Below are 16,400 nucleotides of genomic sequence, written 5' to 3'. Positions count from 1 at the left end.
TTATAACCGCTAATACCGGGTGAAATATTTGGGTAGTGCGAATTCCGGTTTTCCCCCAGAATATAGATGGTCTCGTCGGACTGGAAGATGTGGTTGGGGCCCGGCATGGGCTCCAGGAGGCCGCCCCGCCTGGTGGCCAGGATGTTGATGTGGTATTTCTGGCGGACTGCCAGCTCGATGACTGACCTGCCCATCCAGGCGGAGGGGACGGCTGTCTCAAAGATGGAGTAGTCCTGCGTCAGCTCTATGTAGTCAAAGATGTGGTCGCTGCTGTAGCGGACCGCCGCCCATACGGCCATTTGCTTTTCCGGATACACCACATCGTCCGCACCGTTTCGCAGCAGGAATTTGGCGTGGACGTCCCGGGTGGCCCGGGAGAGGACAAAGGGGGCGCCCTGTTCCTTCAGCAGCGCGGTGGTCTCAAGGGAGCTCTGAAAGTCGTCGCCGATGGCCACGACGCACAGGTCAAAGTTCCGCACCCCCAGGGAGGCGATGAAGTGCTCATCCGTCCCGTCTCCGATCTGGGCGTTGGTCACATAGGGCAGCGCGCTGTTGACCCGTTTTTCATCCTTGTCCACGGCCAGCACCTCGTGGTGCAGGTCATTGAGCTTCTGGGCCATGTGGCGGCCAAAGCGCCCCAGGCCGATCAGCAATACGGATTTCATGAAACTGCTCCTTTCTTGTCATCCCACAGTGACCCGCTCCTGGGGGAACTGCGTCATGGGAACCGGGGTTCCGGAGGTCACGGCGTAAATCATGGTAAGCCCGCCCACGCGGCCGAAATACATCAGGATGATGAGAATCAGCCGGGAGGGGGAGGACAGCCCCGGCGTGATGCCCAGGGAAAGGCCCACGGTGCCGATGGCGGATGCGGTTTCAAACAGCGCGGCCATCAGCGGCACGCCGTCGATGATGGAGATCAGGACTCCACCCGTCAAAAACAGCAGCAGGTAGAGAAGCAAAATGGCCGCCGCGCTGCGCAGCGTCTCATCGGGAATCCTGCGCCCAAAGCACTGGGCGCTGCCCCGGCGCCGGAAAACCGCGTAGGAGCTGAGCAGCAGGACCGCCAGAGTGGTGGTCTTGAAGCCGCCCGCCGTGGAACCCGGCGAGCCTCCGATCAGCATCAGGAGAATCATCATCAGCTGGCCTGGCTGGCTCAGCCGCCCCAGGTCCACGGTGTTGAACCCGGCGGTTCGGGGCGTGACGGACTGGAAGAGAGAGGCCGCCGCCCGCTGGCCAAGGGAGAGATCCTGCCACTGGGGCTGGCGAAACTCAAAGAGGAATAAATAGAGAAACCCGCCTGTGATCAGGGCAAAGGTGGTGGTCAGAATCAGCCGGCTTTGGAGGCGGTAGGACCGGAGGCGCGGGCCGTGCTCCCTAAAGTCGTGCCAGGTGAGAAATCCCAGCCCGCCCAGCACGATCAGCGCGGCCACGGTGCAGCTGACCAAAAAGTCCCCCGTGTAGCCGGTGAGGGAGGAAAAGGCGCTGCCGCCTGCGCCCATCAGGTCGAACCCGGCGTTGCAAAAGGCGGAGACGGAGTGGAAGAGTCCGTACCAGAGGCCTTTAAAGAATCCAAACTCAGGACAAAAGCGCAGCGACAGCAAGACCGCGCCAGCCGCCTCGATCAAAAAGGCGGTTTTCAGGATAAACCGGGTCTGGCGGACAATGCCGCCCACCTGGGGCGCGGAGATGGACTCCTGCATGATCCAGCGCTGGCGCAGGCCGATTTTTTTCCCGGTGAAGATGGAGATGGCCACCGCCATGGTCACAACCCCCATGCCGCCGATCTGGATCAGCAACAGGATCACCGCCTGGCCAAAAGACGACCAGTAGAGGGCCGTGTCGTGCAGCACCAGCCCGGTGACGCAGGTGGCCGACGTGGCGGTGAACAGAGCGTCCAGGAAGGAGGCTCTCTCCCCTCCGCTGACGGCAAAGGGCAGCATCAGCAGCGCCGTGCCCGCAAGAATCAGGGTAAAAAAGCCAAGGATGATGATCTGGGCCGGCGTGACGCGGTCATTTTTCCAAAACGGCATGGGACTCCCTCCCGGATGATCCGGGTTTTGGCTCGCCCGGCTTCATGAAACGCATCCAATCTGAATTGTCCCCATTGTACCATCTGCCGGATGAGGATGTGGTTAAAGAAACCGGCAGGGCATTAATGCCGCATAAAGATTGATCTTAATGCAATCTTAATGGTTGGAGAAAAAAGAAAATGCGGCGCTGATGGGACGTGTGCTATACTGTAGGCGTAAGCATAAGGAGGTGTGAAATGGAGCAGAGAGGACCGGAGATTCAGGCCCCGGCCTGGGAGGATTGGCGGCTGGAGGGGCGCGGACCCGGAAAGCTGAAGATCTTTTTCGGCTATGCGGCCGGCGTGGGCAAGACTTACGCCATGCTGGAGGCGGCACACCGGGCCAGGGATGGGGGCGTGGATGTGGTGGCCGGGTACATCGAGCCCCACACGCGCCCGGAGACCATGGCTTTGCTGGACGGGCTGGAACTGCTTAAGGCAAGGGAAATTACCTACAGAGGCATCCGTCTGCGGGAGTTCGACCTGGACGGCGCTCTGCGGCGGCGGCCTCAGCTGATCCTGGTGGATGAGCTGGCCCACACCAACGCGGAGGGGTGCCGCCACGTCAAGCGGTACCAGGATGTGCAGGAGCTGCTGCGCGCCGGGATCAACGTCTACACCACCGTCAACGTGCAGCACCTTGAGAGCCTGAACGACGTGGTGGCCTCCATCACAGGCGTCACGGTGGCCGAGCGGATTCCGGACCACGTTTTTGACTCCGCCAGCCAGGTGGAAGTGGTGGATCTGGAGCCCGCCGATCTGCTGGAGCGGCTGCGCTCCGGGAGGGTTTACGGGAAACGCCAGGCCAGCAGCGCCATGGCCCATTTCTTTACGGAGAAAAACCTGGCGGCCCTGCGGGAGATCGCCCTGCGCCGCAGCGCCGACCGGCTGGAGAAGACCCCTGTTTCGGAGGGCGGGCGGGTCAAGGCCGGGGAGCACATCATGATCTGCCTTTCCGGCGCGCCCACCAACGCCAAGGTTATCCGCACCGCCGCCCGCATGGCGGAGGCATTTCACGGGGCGTTTACCGCGCTGTATGTGGAGACGCCGGCCCTTGCCGCGCAGAGCGAGGCGGAGAGCGGACAACTCCGGGCCAACCTGAGGCTGGCGGAGGAGCTGGGCGCCCGGATCACCACCGCCTACGGGGACGATCCGGCGGTGCAGATCGCGGAGTACGCCAGAATCAGCGGGGCCTCCAAAATTGTCCTGGGCCGGAGTCCTCAAAGGAAGAATCCCTTCTTTCCCGGCAAAAGCCTGATGGACCGGCTGGGAGAGCTGGCCCCGGACCTGGACATCCATATCATCCCGGACCAGCCCCGGCAGATGAGGCGGCGTCCCCCCAATCCCCACCGGGAGCGCTTTTCCCTGAAGGATGCGCTGAGGACGCTGGGCATTCTGGCCGTGTGCACCGCGGTGGGATACCTTTTCAAGGGGCTGGAGTTCACCTCAGCCAACATCATCATGGTGTATATCCTTGGGGTGCTGGTGGTTTCCATGGTCACCACAGGACGCAGCTACAGCCTGAGCGCCTCGGTTTTGGCGGTTTTGATTTTCAACTTCTTTTTCACCCATCCCTACTTTACGCTGATGAGCGACCCAAGCTATATTGCCACCTTTGGCGTCATGCTGACGGTGGCGCTCCTGAGCAGCTCTCTGACCACCCGGATCAAACGGCAGGCCATTTTGAGCGCCCGCAAGGCCTACCGCACGGAGGTGCTCCTTGAGACCAGCCAAAAGCTTCAGAAGGCGGAGGACGCCGAGGCCATTCTGGCGGTGAGCGCGGCGCAGCTGGGCAAGCTCCTGGAGCGGGATCTGGTTTTGTACCCGGTGGAGGACGGCAGAAAGCTGCTGAAGGCCAGGGCCTTCCCGATCTCCGGGGACAGCGACCTGAGCGGCTGCCTCACCGGCGCGGAGCGGGCCGTGGCCCAGTGGGTCATGCAGAACAACAAGCACGCCGGCGCCACCACCAATACGCTGCCCAGTGCAAAATGCCTCTACATGGCCGTGCGCGGCTCCGGACGGGCCCTGGCCGTGGTGGGGATTGCCATCGGGGCGGGGGAAAAGCTGGACACGTTTGAAAAAAACCTGATGGTGGCCATCCTGGATGAATGCGGCCTGGCGCTGGAAAAGGAGGAGATGACCCGGGCAAAGCAGAAGATCGAGGAGAGCGCCCGGCAGGAGGCGCTGCGGGCCAATCTGCTGCGGGCCATTTCCCACGACCTGCGCACTCCGCTGACAAGCATCTCCGGCAGCGCCGGAATTCTGATGGAGCGCAGCAGCATCCTGGACCAGGACAAGCGCAGGGAGCTGTACTGCTCCATCTATGACGACGCCATGTGGCTCATCAACCTGGTGGAGAACCTGCTGTCCATCACCCGCATGGAGGACGGCACCGTCCGGCTGAACATGCAGCCGGAGTTGTTGGACGAGGTGTTTCAGGAGGCCCTGGCCCACCTGGACCGCAGCGCGGACAAACACCATATCTCCGTGGAACTTGAGGACGACCTGCTGATGGGCGACCTGGATGCCCGGCTCATTGTGCAGGTGGTCATCAACATCGTCAACAACGCCGTCAAATATACGCCGGAGGGGTCCTGCATCGTGCTGAGCGCCAGACGGGCCGGGCAGGATATTGAGGTCCGGATCGCGGACGACGGGCCGGGCATCCCCGACGAGGCCAAAGGACGGCTTTTTGACATGTTCTACACGGCGGACAACGCCCGGGGAGACGGCAGACGGGGCCTGGGCCTGGGGCTCTCCCTCTGCAAATCCATCATCGCCGCCCACGGGGGCGCCATCTCAGTGACCGACAACCAGCCCCACGGGGCGGTATTTGGCTTTACACTGCATGCATCGGAGGTGAATGCGCATGAATAAACCGCAGATTTTGGTTGTGGAGGACGACATGGCCGTGGGCAACCTGATCGCAACCACTCTGGAGACCCAGAATTACCAGTACCACCGCGCCAGAAACGGAGCGGGCGCGGTGATGGACGCCCTCTCCTACCGGCCGGACGTGGTGCTGCTGGACCTGGGCCTTCCGGATATGGACGGCGTGGAGATCATCCGGAAGATCCGGGCCTGGAGCAATATGCCCATCATCGTGGTGTCCGCCCGCAGCGAGGACGCCGACAAGGTGTCCGCCCTGGACGCGGGTGCCGACGACTACCTGACCAAGCCTTTTTCCGTGGAGGAGCTGCTGGCGCGGCTGCGGGTGGCCCTGCGCCGGGTGCGCTACGACAGTGAGAAGATCAGCGAAGAAGCGGCCGCCTATGAAAACGGGGAGCTGAAGATCGACTATGCCGCCGGATGCGTCTACCGCGGCGGAGCGGAGATCCACCTGACGCCCATTGAGTATAAGCTCCTGTGCCTGCTGGCCAAGAACACCGGAAAAGTGCTGACCCACAACTACATCTTGGGCAAGGTATGGGGAAGCGCCTCCGCGTCCGATACCCCTTCGCTGCGGGTATTCATGGCCACGCTCCGTAAAAAGCTGGAGGCGGACCCCAGCCATCCCCAGTATATCCAGACCCACATCGGAGTGGGGTATCGGATGCTCCGTCAAAAGCCGGCGGGCGGCCGGGACGGGGGCGAATGAATTGAGCGGCCCCACCCTGCGCAAAGGGAGCCGCTTCAGCGCGTGAGCGGCTGATTGCCGGCACTGTGAAACCATGTCCAATCACGCGTTTGCTGAGCGCGTTTTTTACGTTGGATTCCCGGGTCGGCTGTTTCCGGCCCGGGAATCCAATTTTATCTTTTCAGAAAAAGCGGTTTTTTCTTTTGAAGAGTACCGTACAATAAATGGGAGCCGGGTTTGTACTCCGTGGCCAAAGACGGCCGCAGGCGCGTCCAGCCTGCAAAAAGAAGAATTTTACAGCTGTTTAGCGGGGAGAACAGCGGGAAAACAGTTGCACCAGAAGGCATTTTGGTCTATACTATTAAAATCTATTGGTATGAGTATTTCGCCCCGGGGCCTGCCTCTGGACGGAAATCAGGGAGAAAAAGAGATGAACAAAAAGATTTCCCGGCTGCTGGAGCCGAACATGAAGCTCTATTTCTTTGTCCTGCTGGCGTTTTCCGCGGCGGCGGTGGTGGTCAAGCCTGCGGTGGGCGTGATCCAGTGCGCCGTCACCGTGGTGCTGTATGTGTATTTCCGCAACACCAATCAAAAGCGCAAGCAGGGGATTTTGCAGTACATCGACAGTTTGACCGGCAGCGTGGAGACCGCCAGCAAATCCACGCTGATCAACTCCCCGCTGCCCATGATGGTCTACCGGCCGGATACCGGCGAGGTGATCTGGAGCAACGAGGGCTTTTTGCAGCTGGCCGGCGTGCGGGAGCACCTCTTTGAGATCAAGGTGGCCGACGCCGTGCCAAACTACTCCTCCCGGTGGCTTCTGGAGGGGAAGCAGGAGTGCCCGGAGCGGGTGGAGATGAACGGACGGCTGTTCCGGGTCTACGGCAATCTGGTCCGCACCGGAAAGGGCCAGGGCCAGGGACTGCTGGCCACTACCTATTGGGTGGACACCACCGATGCCGACCACATCCGGGACCGGTATACGGCCACCCGCCCGGTGGTCTCCATCATCACCATCGACAACTATGAGGACCTGATGAAGGCCTGCCCCGACGCCACGCGCAGCGCGGTGCTGGCCCAGATCGACGAGAAGATCAACACCTGGGCCTCCGCCGCCCGCGGCATGCTGGTGAAGGCGGACCGGGACCAGTATCTCTTCCTCTTTGAAGAGCAGTACTATGCCCAGTTTGCCGCCGACCGGTTTTCCGTGCTGGACGCGGTGCGGGAGATCAAGGTGGGGGACAGCTTTCAGCCCACCCTTTCCATCGGCGTGGGCCGGGACGGCGACAGCATGGCGGACCTCTACAAATACGCCTCCCTCTCCGTGGAGATGGCCCTCAGCCGGGGCGGCGACCAGTGCGCCGTGCGCAACAAGATCGACTTTGAGTTCTATGGAGGCCGCTCCAAGAGCACGGAAAAGAGGACCAAGGTCAAATCCCGGGTCATGGCCAATGCCCTTGGCGAGCTGATCGCCGACGCCAAGCAGATATACATCATGGGCCACGTCAACGCCGACATGGACTGCCTGGGCGCGGCGGCCGGACTTTGCAGCATTGCCCGCAAACGGGGCAAGCGGGCCCAGATCGTTATGGATGTGGAGCGCAACTCCGCCCGGCCCCTGTTGGCCCGCTTTCAGGACCTGCCGGAATATGAGGACGTCTTTGTCTCCGGCAGCGAGGCCTTTTTGAAGATGCAGGCGGGCTCGCTGCTGATTGTGGTGGACACCAGCCGCCCCGAGCGGGTGGAGCACCAGCAGCTGCTGGAATCCTGCAACCGGGTGGCGGTGATCGACCACCACCGCCGGGCCTCCAGCTACATCGAAAACGCGGCCCTCAACTTCCACGAGCCCTACGCCTCCTCCGCCTCGGAGCTGGTGACGGAGCTGCTGCAATACCTGATGGAGCCCACGGACCTTCTGCGGGCGGAGTCCGAGGCGCTGCTGGCCGGCATTGTGTTAGATACCAAAAACTTCACCATGCGCACCGGAGGGCGCACCTTTGAGGCCGCGGCCTTCCTGCGCCGCTCCGGCGCGGACACCGCCGAGGTGCAGCGCCTCTTCCAAAACGACCTCTCGTCCATGATCTCCCGCTACGCCATCATCCGCCAGGCGGAGCTCTACCGGGACGACATCGCCATCGCATCGGTGGAGGAGGATGGGGTGGAGCGGGTCACCGCGGCCCAGGCCGCCGACGAGCTGCTGACCCTCAAGGGGGTGCAGGCATCCTTTGTTCTCTATCAGGCCGGCAGCGACGTGTCCATGTCCGCCCGTTCCCTTGGTGAAATCAACGTGCAGGTGATTGTGGAGGCTTTGGGCGGCGGAGGAAACTCCACCACCGCCGGCGGCCGGATTGCCGACACGGATGTGGAGAGCGTGCATCAGCAGCTGATAGACGCCATTGACCAGTATTTCGAAAAATAAGGAGAAAACGCCATGAAAGTGATTTTACAGCAGGATGTGAAGGGCCAGGGGAAGAAGGGACAGCTGGTGGAGGTGTCCGAGGGCTACGCCCGGAACTTCCTCCTGCCCCGGAAGTTGGCAGTGCCCGCCACGGCGGACGCTATCAACACCATGAATTTGAAGGAGAAGGCCAAAAAGGCCGAGGAGGCCCGCCTGAAGGCCCAGGCCGAGGAGATTGCCGAAAAGCTGAAGGAGTGCCAGGTGCGCGTCACCGCCAAGGCCGGCAACGGCGGACGGCTCTTCGGCGCCGTCACCACCAAGGAGATCGCCGAAGCCCTTGCCCAGCAGTATCAGCTGGATGTGCCCAAGCAGAAACTGGCCTTAGATGAGCCCATCAAGAGCTTCGGTACCTTCCAGGTGAAGGCCAAGTTGGGCTATGAGGTCACCGGAACCGTCTACGTGCTGGTGACGGAGGAGAAGTAAGAAAGCCGCTGAAGCGTACTTACGCCGCCGATCAGGCGCGTGAAACCGGAGTTGGAGGTGAGGAGAAATGGCAATGGAGGAGCTGCTGCTGCGGCAGATGCCCCACTCCCTGGAGGGGGAGCAGGCGGTCCTGGGCTCCATGCTCATCGATTCAGGCTGTGTGAAGGATGTGATGGAGAAGCTGCGGCCGGAGGATTTTTACCTGCGGCAGAACCGGGAGATCTTTGAGACCATCTACTCCATGTTCATCTACTCCAAGCCCATCGACGGCATCACCGTGGCGGGGGAGATGCAGAAAAACGGCACCTTTGACCCTGACACCACCCGGGATTACCTGATCCAGCTGATGGACATCACCCCCACCTCCGCCAACGTGATGGAGTATGCGTCCATTGTCCGGGACAAGGCCCTGCTGCGCTCCGTGGCCACCGCGGCCTCGGAGATCACCGCCCTGGTCCAGGAGGGAACCGGCGAGGCCCGGGAGACGCTGGAGGCGGCGGAGCAGAAAATCTATGCCATCCGCCGGGGCAGAAGCGCCCAGGACATGGTTTCCATTGCCACGGTGCTGCCCGGCGTGCTGGACCACCTCTCGGAGATGAGCGAGGCCGGAGGGCAGAAGCTGCCGGGCCTCTCCACAGGCCTGAGCGCCGTGGACGCCAAAATTTCGGGCCTCAACAAGTCCGATCTGGTGCTGCTGGCGGCCCGCCCTGGCATGGGCAAGACCTCCATGGCGCTGAATATGGCGCTGAACGTGGCCAAGGCCTCGGGCAAGACCGTGGCCATCTTCTCTCTTGAGATGTCCCGGGAGCAGCTGGCCACCCGGCTTTTATCCAGCGAGGCGCTGGTGGAGAACACCCGGCTCATCACCGGAAGCCTCCGGGAGACGGATTGGGTGAAGATCGCCGACGCCGCCTCCGCCCTGAGCCAGACCGACATCCGCATCGACGACAACCCCCTTTTGACGGTGGCGGATATGAACGCCAAGTGCCGCCGGCTGGAGAACCTGGGCCTTGTGGTCATCGACTATCTCCAGCTGATGACCTCGGCGGGCAACAAGGGCTATTCAGGAGAAAACCGCCAGCAGGCGGTCTCCGATATCTCCCGTATGATGAAGATTATGGCAAAGGAATTGGATGTGCCGGTTCTGTGCCTGTCCCAGCTCTCCCGCGCCAATGAGAAGCGGGACGACAAGCGGCCCATGCTCTCCGACCTGCGCGAGTCCGGCGCCATCGAACAGGACGCGGACATTGTGCTCTTTTTGTTCCGGGAGGACTACTACAGCGAAGACAGCGACAAACACAACATCGCCGAGTGCATTGTGGCGAAAAACCGCCACGGCGAAACCGGAAAGGTGGAGCTGCGGTGGATGCCGGAGTACACCACCTTCGGCACGCTTGAAAACCGGTATGAGGAGTAAGGACGCTGAGCGGCTGATTCGGCTGGCCTGGCCCTGCCTGGACCGATGGCGGCCCGATATGGGCGGAGCCGTGGTCTGCGCGGTCTCCGGCGGAATGGACTCCATGTGCCTTCTCCACCTTTGCGCGGCCTGGGGCGCCGAACGGGGCGTAAAGGTCATCGCCGCCCACTTCCACCATGGTCTGCGGGGCGAGACTGCGGACCGGGACGAGGCATTTGTCCGCCGCTGGTGCAAAGAAAGGGAACTTCCCTTTACAGCGGGCCGGGGCGATACCGCCCAGTGGGCCAGAGAGCACAACCTGACGGTGGAGGAGGCGGGGCGGAACCTGCGCTACTCCTTTTTGCACCGCGCGGCGGAGGAGTCCGGCGCCGGGCTGATCCTCACCGCCCACCACGCCGACGACAACGCGGAGACCATTTTGCTGAATCTGTGCCGGGGCACCGGCCTTGCGGGGTTGACGGGCATTCCGCCCCGGCGGGGTAATATCGCCCGCCCCCTGATCGAGGCGACCCGGGAGGAGATCGAGGCCTATGCCGCCGCCTGGTCCATCCCCCATGTGGAGGACGAGACCAACGAGTCGGATTTTGCGGCCCGGAACCTGCTGCGCCACCAGGTGATGCCGGTTTTGCGGCGGATCAATCCAAGGGCGTCGGAGAACATGGCCCGCTGTGCCGCCATTGTCCGGGAGGAGAGCGACGCCCTGACCGCTCAGATGCAGCAGCTGCTTGGCAGGGCTCAGTATCAAAACGGCGGCGTCCGGCTCCCGGTGGGAGTGCTTTTGAGCGCGCCTGAACCGTTGCGGCCCCGGCTGCTGCTGGAGCTGTGGAAGGGACTAAAGGCCGGCCGCAAGGACCTGGGCAGCGTACATCTCCAGGGCATGATCGAACTTTCAGAGGGCGGGGAGATGGATCTGCCCCACGGATTTACCGCCGTCCGCCGCCAGGGGGTTCTGGAGCTGATGCCCAGGCGGCGCTCAGAGGGGGAGCGCCCTCTGAAGGTGGGCTCCACGCTGGAGTGGGGAGACTTTTTGATTACCTGCCGCACGGCGGAACCCGGTTTGCAGGGAAAGGGGTCACTGCTTCTGAGCTGGGACGGCGAGGCGCTGAGCGTGGGTCCCTGGCGCTCGGGAGACAGGATGGAGCTGCCCGGCACCCGGGGCAATCGCGGGGTGAAGCGGATTTTCGCGGACCGGGGGATTCCGCCCCGGCGGCGGGACCTGCTGCCCGCCTTTTATGCGGATGGACGCGTGGCCGCCATCTGGGGCCTGGGAGTCGACAAAGGCTTTCTGCCCCGGAAGGGCAGAGGGGCCGTGGAGATAGAAATCAAGGAGAAGGGGTACAAAACATGGGAAAAAGCATGATGGACCGGGATATCCTGAAGGTCCTGTTCAGTGAAGAGGAGATCCAGGCGCGGGTGGAGGAATTGGGCGGCGAGCTCTATGAGCGGTTTTGGGATAAAAATCCGCTGTTCCTTGGGGTTTTGAAGGGCTCGTTCGTCTTTATGGCCGACCTGGTCCGCGCCTGCCAGATCAAGAGCGACCTGGAATTTATCGCGGTCTCCTCCTATGAGAACGCCACCGTCAGCTCCGGACGGGTCCAGATCACCCGGGATTTGCAGCAGGACATCACCGGCAGGAACCTGATCGTGGTGGAGGACATCCTGGACTCAGGCAACACCCTGGCCTTTTTGAAGGACTATTTTATGACCAAGGGCGCGGCCTCCGTCACCATCGTGACGTTGTTAGATAAGCCCTCAAGGCGGACAAAGGCCATTAAGCCGGACCTGACCGGCTTTGTGGTGCCGGATGAGTTTGTGGTGGGCTATGGCCTGGACTACGCGCAGAAATACCGCAACGTCCCCTATATCGGCGTTTTAAAGCCGGAGGTATACAGCAATTGACGGCTTCACGCCGCAAAGAGGAGGAAACCCGGTTTGAAAAGCAATAAAACTTCCAATCTGAGCCTGATGCTTCTGCTGTTGGTGATCGTCTTAGGCTTTGCCTACCTGTGGAACGCAAACGATCAGCCGGATCCCCTGCAGTACTCCCAGGTGGTTCAGCTCTTCCAGCAGGAAAAGGTGGAGAGCTTCCAGATTGAGGATAACAGGCTGACCATGCAGCTGCGGGAAAAGGTCAACGGCAGCAACACTGCCGTGGTGGAGCTGTACGACTTTGACCTGTTCTACGACGATCTCAACGACCTGGTCCGGGACCAGTACGCAAGAGGCGTCATCACTACCTATCAGTATTACGCGGATCACTCCACCCCGTGGCTGGAGCTGCTGCTGCCCTATCTTCTGATGGCATTGATGATCGGCCTTTTGTGGTTCTTTGTGCTGGGCCGCACCGCCGGCGGTGGCGGCGGCGGGGATAAGATGGCCCGCTTCAGCTCCGCCCGGGTCAAGACCCTCCAGGACCGGGGCGGCAAGGTCACGTTTCAGGATGTGGCCGGCGCGGAAGAGGAAAAGGAGGAGCTCCAGGAGATCGTGGAGTTTTTGAAGGACCCGCAGAAGTATATCTACTTGGGCGCCCGGATTCCCAAGGGCGTGCTCCTGGTGGGTCCTCCGGGCACCGGCAAGACCCTGCTGGCCAAAGCGGTGGCCGGAGAGGCGGGCGTGGGCTTTTTATCCATCTCCGGCTCCGACTTTGTGGAGCTGTATGTTGGCGTTGGCGCCAGCCGTGTCCGGGACCTTTTTGAGCAGGCCAAGAAAACCGCGCCCGCCATCGTCTTCATTGACGAGATCGACGCCGTGGGCCGTCAGCGCGGCACAGGCCTTGGCGGCGGGCACGACGAGCGGGAGCAGACGCTGAACCAGCTGCTGGTGGAAATGGACGGCTTCGGCTCCAACGAGGGCGTGGTGGTGCTGGCCGCCACCAACCGCTCTGATGTGCTGGACCCGGCCCTGCTGCGTCCGGGCCGCTTTGACCGCCAGATCTATGTGGGGCTCCCCGATATCCGGGGCCGAGAGGAGATTTTGGAGGTTCACGCCCGCAACAAGCCCCTGGCGGAGGATGTGGACCTGTCCACGCTGGCCAGAGCCACCCCCGGCTTCACCGGCGCGGACCTGGAGAACCTGGTCAACGAGGCGGCGCTGCTGGCCGCCCGCCGGAACCAGAAGTTCATCCACATGCAGGAGATGCAGGAGGCCGTGATCAAGGTCATCGCCGGACCGGAGAAGAAGAGCCGGGTGATCCCGGACCACGAACGCAGGCTCACCGCCTATCACGAGGCGGGCCACGCGGTGGTCAGCCACGCGCTGCCCTACTGCGACCCGGTGCGTCAGATCAGCATCGTGCCCCGTGGAAGAGCCGGCGGCATGACCATCTACCTGCCCGAGGAGGACCGCTCCTATCTCTCCAAGAGCTACCTTGAGGACGAGATTGCCTCCCTTCTGGGCGGCCGGGTGGCGGAGCAGCTGGCCATAGGAGATATCTCCACCGGAGCCTCCAACGACCTTCAGCGCGCCTCCCAGATGGCCCACAAGATGGTGGCCTCCTATGGAATGAGCGAAAAGGTGGGGGCCGTTTCCTTTGAGTCGGGCCACGATGAGGTGTTCATCGGCCGGACCATGAGCCAGGGAAGGAGCTATTCCGAGCAAGTGGCCGCCGAAATCGACCAGGAGGTCAAGCGTATCATCGGCGCCGCCTACAAACGCTGCGAAGAAATCCTCACACGGGACCGGGAGAAGTTAGAGCGGGTGGCCCGTTACCTCTTGGAGCACGAGGTCATGGAGAGCGAGGAATTCGAGGCCGTCTACCAGGCTTTGCCGGAAGCCGACCCCTCGTAAGAATAAAAGGAAGCAGGCCGAAATAGCCTGCTTCCTTTTTTGCGCCCGGAATAGTCTGACGCACCGCTGCCGCCGGGGACTTTCTGCAGAGGCGATGTGCTGTCCCATGCGTATGCCGCCGGGCAATGGGCCCATTTGGTCCGGTAGGGATACGCGAAAATTAGAACTATTACACAGATGAAAAGCTGGAAACTTAGATTACATTGGGCGAAATGACGGAAAAGATTGTGCGCCGGTGAGAGACAAAAATCAGGGAATATTTGGTGCCGCGACGGCAAATGTATTTGATACAGAGACAAATGACTTTTAATCAAAGAGTAAATTGGAAGCACAGCCCGCAAAACAGCAAAATCTTTCTGTGGAAAATACCTCTTGAAAAGGGAGGAGGTTTCTCTTAGAATGCAATCACCCCCTTGGGGAAATCTGGATGCCGGCCGTCCTGGGGAAGAGAGGAATGCCGGCCAAATCAGGAGGAAAGAAGCATGAGAAAAGTTCTTGCACTGTCCCTGGCGCTGATGATGGCGCTGAGCCTGGCCGCATGCGGCGGCTCGGGCGGAAGTTCCGGCAGTTCTGATAAAGTGGTGAAAATCGGCGTCTATGAGCCCCAGTCCGGCGACAACGGCGCCGGCGGCAAGCAGGAGATTCTGGGCATGCAGTATGCCCACAGCGTGCAGCCCACCGTGGAGATCGGCGGGGAGACCTACGACGTGGAGCTGGTGATCGTGGACAACGAGAGCTCCAACGACAAGGCCGTGGGCGCCGCCAGCAAGCTGATCTCCAACGGCGTGTCCGTGGTGTTAGGGTCCTATGGCTCCGGCGTGTCCATCGCCGCGTCCGATACCTTTAAAAATGCCGGCGTGCCCGCCATCGGTGTCACCTGCACCAATCCCATGGTAACTGCGGGCAACAGCCATTATTTCCGTGCCTGCTTCATCGATCCCTTCCAGGGGCCTGTGCTGGCCAACTACGCCTATGGCAACTTGGGCGTGCAGAAGGCCTATTGCCTCTCCAAGTTGGGCGATGACTACTCCGGAGGCCTGGTCAGCTACTTTGCCGAGGCATTTGAGGCCCTGGGCGGCCAGGTGGTGAAGGCGGAGTTCCCCGACGGCAACAGCGACTTCACCTCTTATATCACCAGCGCGGTCAACGAGGGCTGCGGCGTGTTCTTCTCCCCCACCTCCACGGAGGCCGCGCAGCTGATCATCAACCAGGCTGCCAGCCAGGGCATGAAGATGCCCATTCTGGCCGGCGACACCTGGGATTCCAACGTGATTTTGGAGGCGGCAAAGGGCACCGACGTTCAGGTGACCGTCACCACCTTCTATGCCGACGGCACCAACCCCGAGTTTGAGGCCAGTTTCAAGGAGTGGATCAACAGCGATCCCACCAACCTGAAGAACAACAACGACAACGATACCCTGGCGGCCGTGTCCGTCATGGGATACGACTCCTACTTCCTGGCTCTGGCGGCCATTCAGGACGCCGCCTCCACCGATCCCGCCAAGGTGATGGAAGCGCTGCCCTCCGTCAGCTATGACGGCATCACCGGCCAGATCGCCTTTGATGAAAACGGCGACGCCATTGTCAAGACCGCTTACGTGAAGACCGCCGACAACGCCACTGGCGCCTGGATCGGCGGCGGCTCCGTGACCATCGACCAGTAATTTTGAAATAACACGCGTAACAGCGGCGGGGGCCGTTTCGACCCCCGCCGCCCAACGTCCCTATGCGTCATGGGCGTCAGAGACTTTACTCTCGCGAGGAGGAAGAGAATGAAATTCGTACAGGAAAACCTGCCGTTTTTGCTGGCAGGAATCTCCGTGGGCGGGCAGTACGCGCTGATTGCCATTGGCTACACCATGGTCTATGGCATTTTGCGGCTGATCAACTTTGCCCATGGCGATGTGTTTATGGTGGCGGGCCTGGCCATGATCTACCTGTCCAGCGCTATGCCGCTCTATGCCGCCATCCCCCTGGTGATCGCGGCGACGGTGGCGCTGGGCGTGCTGATTGAAAAGGCGGCCTACAAGCCGCTGCGCTCGGCGCCCCGGATGTCGGTGATGATCTCCGCCATCGGCGTCAGCTACCTTTTGCAGAACCTGGCACTGTACATCACCGGAGGCCTGGCCAAGGTCTACCCCAGCATCCCCTGGCTCTCGGACCGGGTGAGCGTGGCCGGCGCGTCCACCAGCCGGGTCACCATTGTGACGCCGGTGCTGACGATCGTGCTGGTGATTGGGCTGAACATGCTGATCCGCCACACAAAGATCGGCATGGCCATGCGGGCGGCCTCCAAGGACTTTGAGACGGCCCAACTCATGGGTATCCGGGTGGACCGGGTGATTTCCACCACCTTTGTCATCGGCTCCTTTCTTGCGGCCATCGGTTCACTGCTGTACTTTACCAACTATCAGTCCGTCATCCCCACCTCCGGCGCCATGCCGGGGCTGAAGGCGTTTGTGGCCGCGGTGTTCGGAGGCATCGGCTCCATTCCCGGCGCGGTGCTTGGTGCGTTTGTCATCGGCATCTGCGAAAACATCATCAAGGGCCTGGGCTGGACCACCTTCTCCGACGCCTTTACCTTCGCTCTGCTGATCATTGTATTGTGCGTCAAACCCACGGGACTGTTTGGCGAAAAGTCCACGGATAAGGTGTGAGGAGGGGTAAG

At 61.6% G+C, this 16,400-nt stretch carries 11 protein-coding genes and 1 pseudogene; 10 read left to right on the top strand and 2 right to left on the bottom strand.

Annotated elements, in window-relative coordinates; translation table 11 throughout:
• Nucleotides 1-41 precede the first annotated feature (41 nt).
• Nucleotides 42-665 (bottom strand): annotated as a pseudogene (locus KQI82_RS00550) (potassium channel family protein); the annotation flags it as partial.
• 18 nt (nt 666-683) lie between these two features.
• Complete coding sequence (locus KQI82_RS00545) at nt 684-2,033, bottom strand: TrkH family potassium uptake protein (protein ID WP_216557235.1); 1,350 nt, start codon at nt 2,031-2,033, stop codon at nt 684-686.
• A gap of 236 nt (nt 2,034-2,269) precedes the next feature.
• Here KQI82_RS00545 and KQI82_RS00540 point away from each other — a divergent pair, with 236 nt between their 5' ends.
• The 10 genes from KQI82_RS00540 (at nt 2,270) to KQI82_RS00495 (ending at nt 16,389) form a co-directional block, all read left to right on the top strand.
• Nucleotides 2,270-4,948 carry a sensor histidine kinase gene (locus KQI82_RS00540; RefSeq protein WP_216557223.1) on the top strand — a complete coding sequence of 893 codons (2,679 nt, stop codon included), beginning with the start codon at nt 2,270-2,272 and terminating at the stop codon, nt 4,946-4,948.
• Nucleotides 4,941-5,669, top strand: a complete 729-nt coding sequence (locus tag KQI82_RS00535; RefSeq protein WP_216557220.1) for a response regulator — start codon at nt 4,941-4,943, stop codon at nt 5,667-5,669. Before KQI82_RS00540 ends, KQI82_RS00535 begins: the two co-directional genes overlap by 8 nt.
• Nucleotides 5,670-6,078: 409 nt before the next feature.
• Nucleotides 6,079-8,067, top strand: coding sequence for a DHH family phosphoesterase (locus KQI82_RS00530; protein WP_216633578.1), 1,989 nt, complete (start codon nt 6,079-6,081; stop codon nt 8,065-8,067).
• A 12-nt stretch (nt 8,068-8,079) separates the two neighbouring features.
• Complete coding sequence (rplI, locus tag KQI82_RS00525) at nt 8,080-8,529, top strand: 50S ribosomal protein L9 (RefSeq protein WP_216557218.1); 450 nt, start codon at nt 8,080-8,082, stop codon at nt 8,527-8,529.
• A gap of 67 nt (nt 8,530-8,596) precedes the next feature.
• Entirely contained in the window at nt 8,597-9,946 is a 1,350-nt protein-coding gene (gene dnaB, locus KQI82_RS00520; RefSeq protein WP_216557215.1) for a replicative DNA helicase, read from the top strand.
• Nucleotides 9,936-11,306 carry a tRNA lysidine(34) synthetase TilS gene (tilS, locus tag KQI82_RS00515; protein WP_216557212.1) on the top strand — a complete coding sequence of 457 codons (1,371 nt, stop codon included), beginning with the start codon at nt 9,936-9,938 and terminating at the stop codon, nt 11,304-11,306. Before dnaB ends, tilS begins: the two co-directional genes overlap by 11 nt.
• Nucleotides 11,291-11,845, top strand: coding sequence for a hypoxanthine phosphoribosyltransferase (hpt, locus tag KQI82_RS00510; RefSeq protein WP_277602898.1), 555 nt, complete (start codon nt 11,291-11,293; stop codon nt 11,843-11,845). The genes tilS and hpt overlap by 16 nt, the downstream gene beginning before the upstream one ends.
• Nucleotides 11,846-11,911: 66 nt before the next feature.
• Entirely contained in the window at nt 11,912-13,732 is a 1,821-nt protein-coding gene (ftsH, locus tag KQI82_RS00505; protein ID WP_216633576.1) for an ATP-dependent zinc metalloprotease FtsH, read from the top strand.
• Nucleotides 13,733-14,214: 482 nt separating this feature from the next.
• Nucleotides 14,215-15,396 (top strand): ABC transporter substrate-binding protein, encoded by a 1,182-nt coding sequence (locus tag KQI82_RS00500; protein WP_216557210.1) that lies wholly within the window; start codon nt 14,215-14,217, stop codon nt 15,394-15,396.
• A gap of 108 nt (nt 15,397-15,504) precedes the next feature.
• The gene (locus KQI82_RS00495; RefSeq protein WP_216557207.1) at nt 15,505-16,389 is read left to right on the top strand and encodes a branched-chain amino acid ABC transporter permease; all 885 of its coding nucleotides are present in this window, start codon (nt 15,505-15,507) and stop codon (nt 16,387-16,389) included.
• The last annotated feature ends 11 nt before the right edge of the window (nt 16,390-16,400 follow it).

It is taken from the genome of Dysosmobacter acutus (assembly GCF_018919205.1).
GTDB lineage: Bacteria > Bacillota > Clostridia > Oscillospirales > Oscillospiraceae > Oscillibacter > Oscillibacter acutus.
Note: the sequence above shows the minus strand (reverse complement) of the source record. Positions and strands in the feature narration are given on the sequence as shown.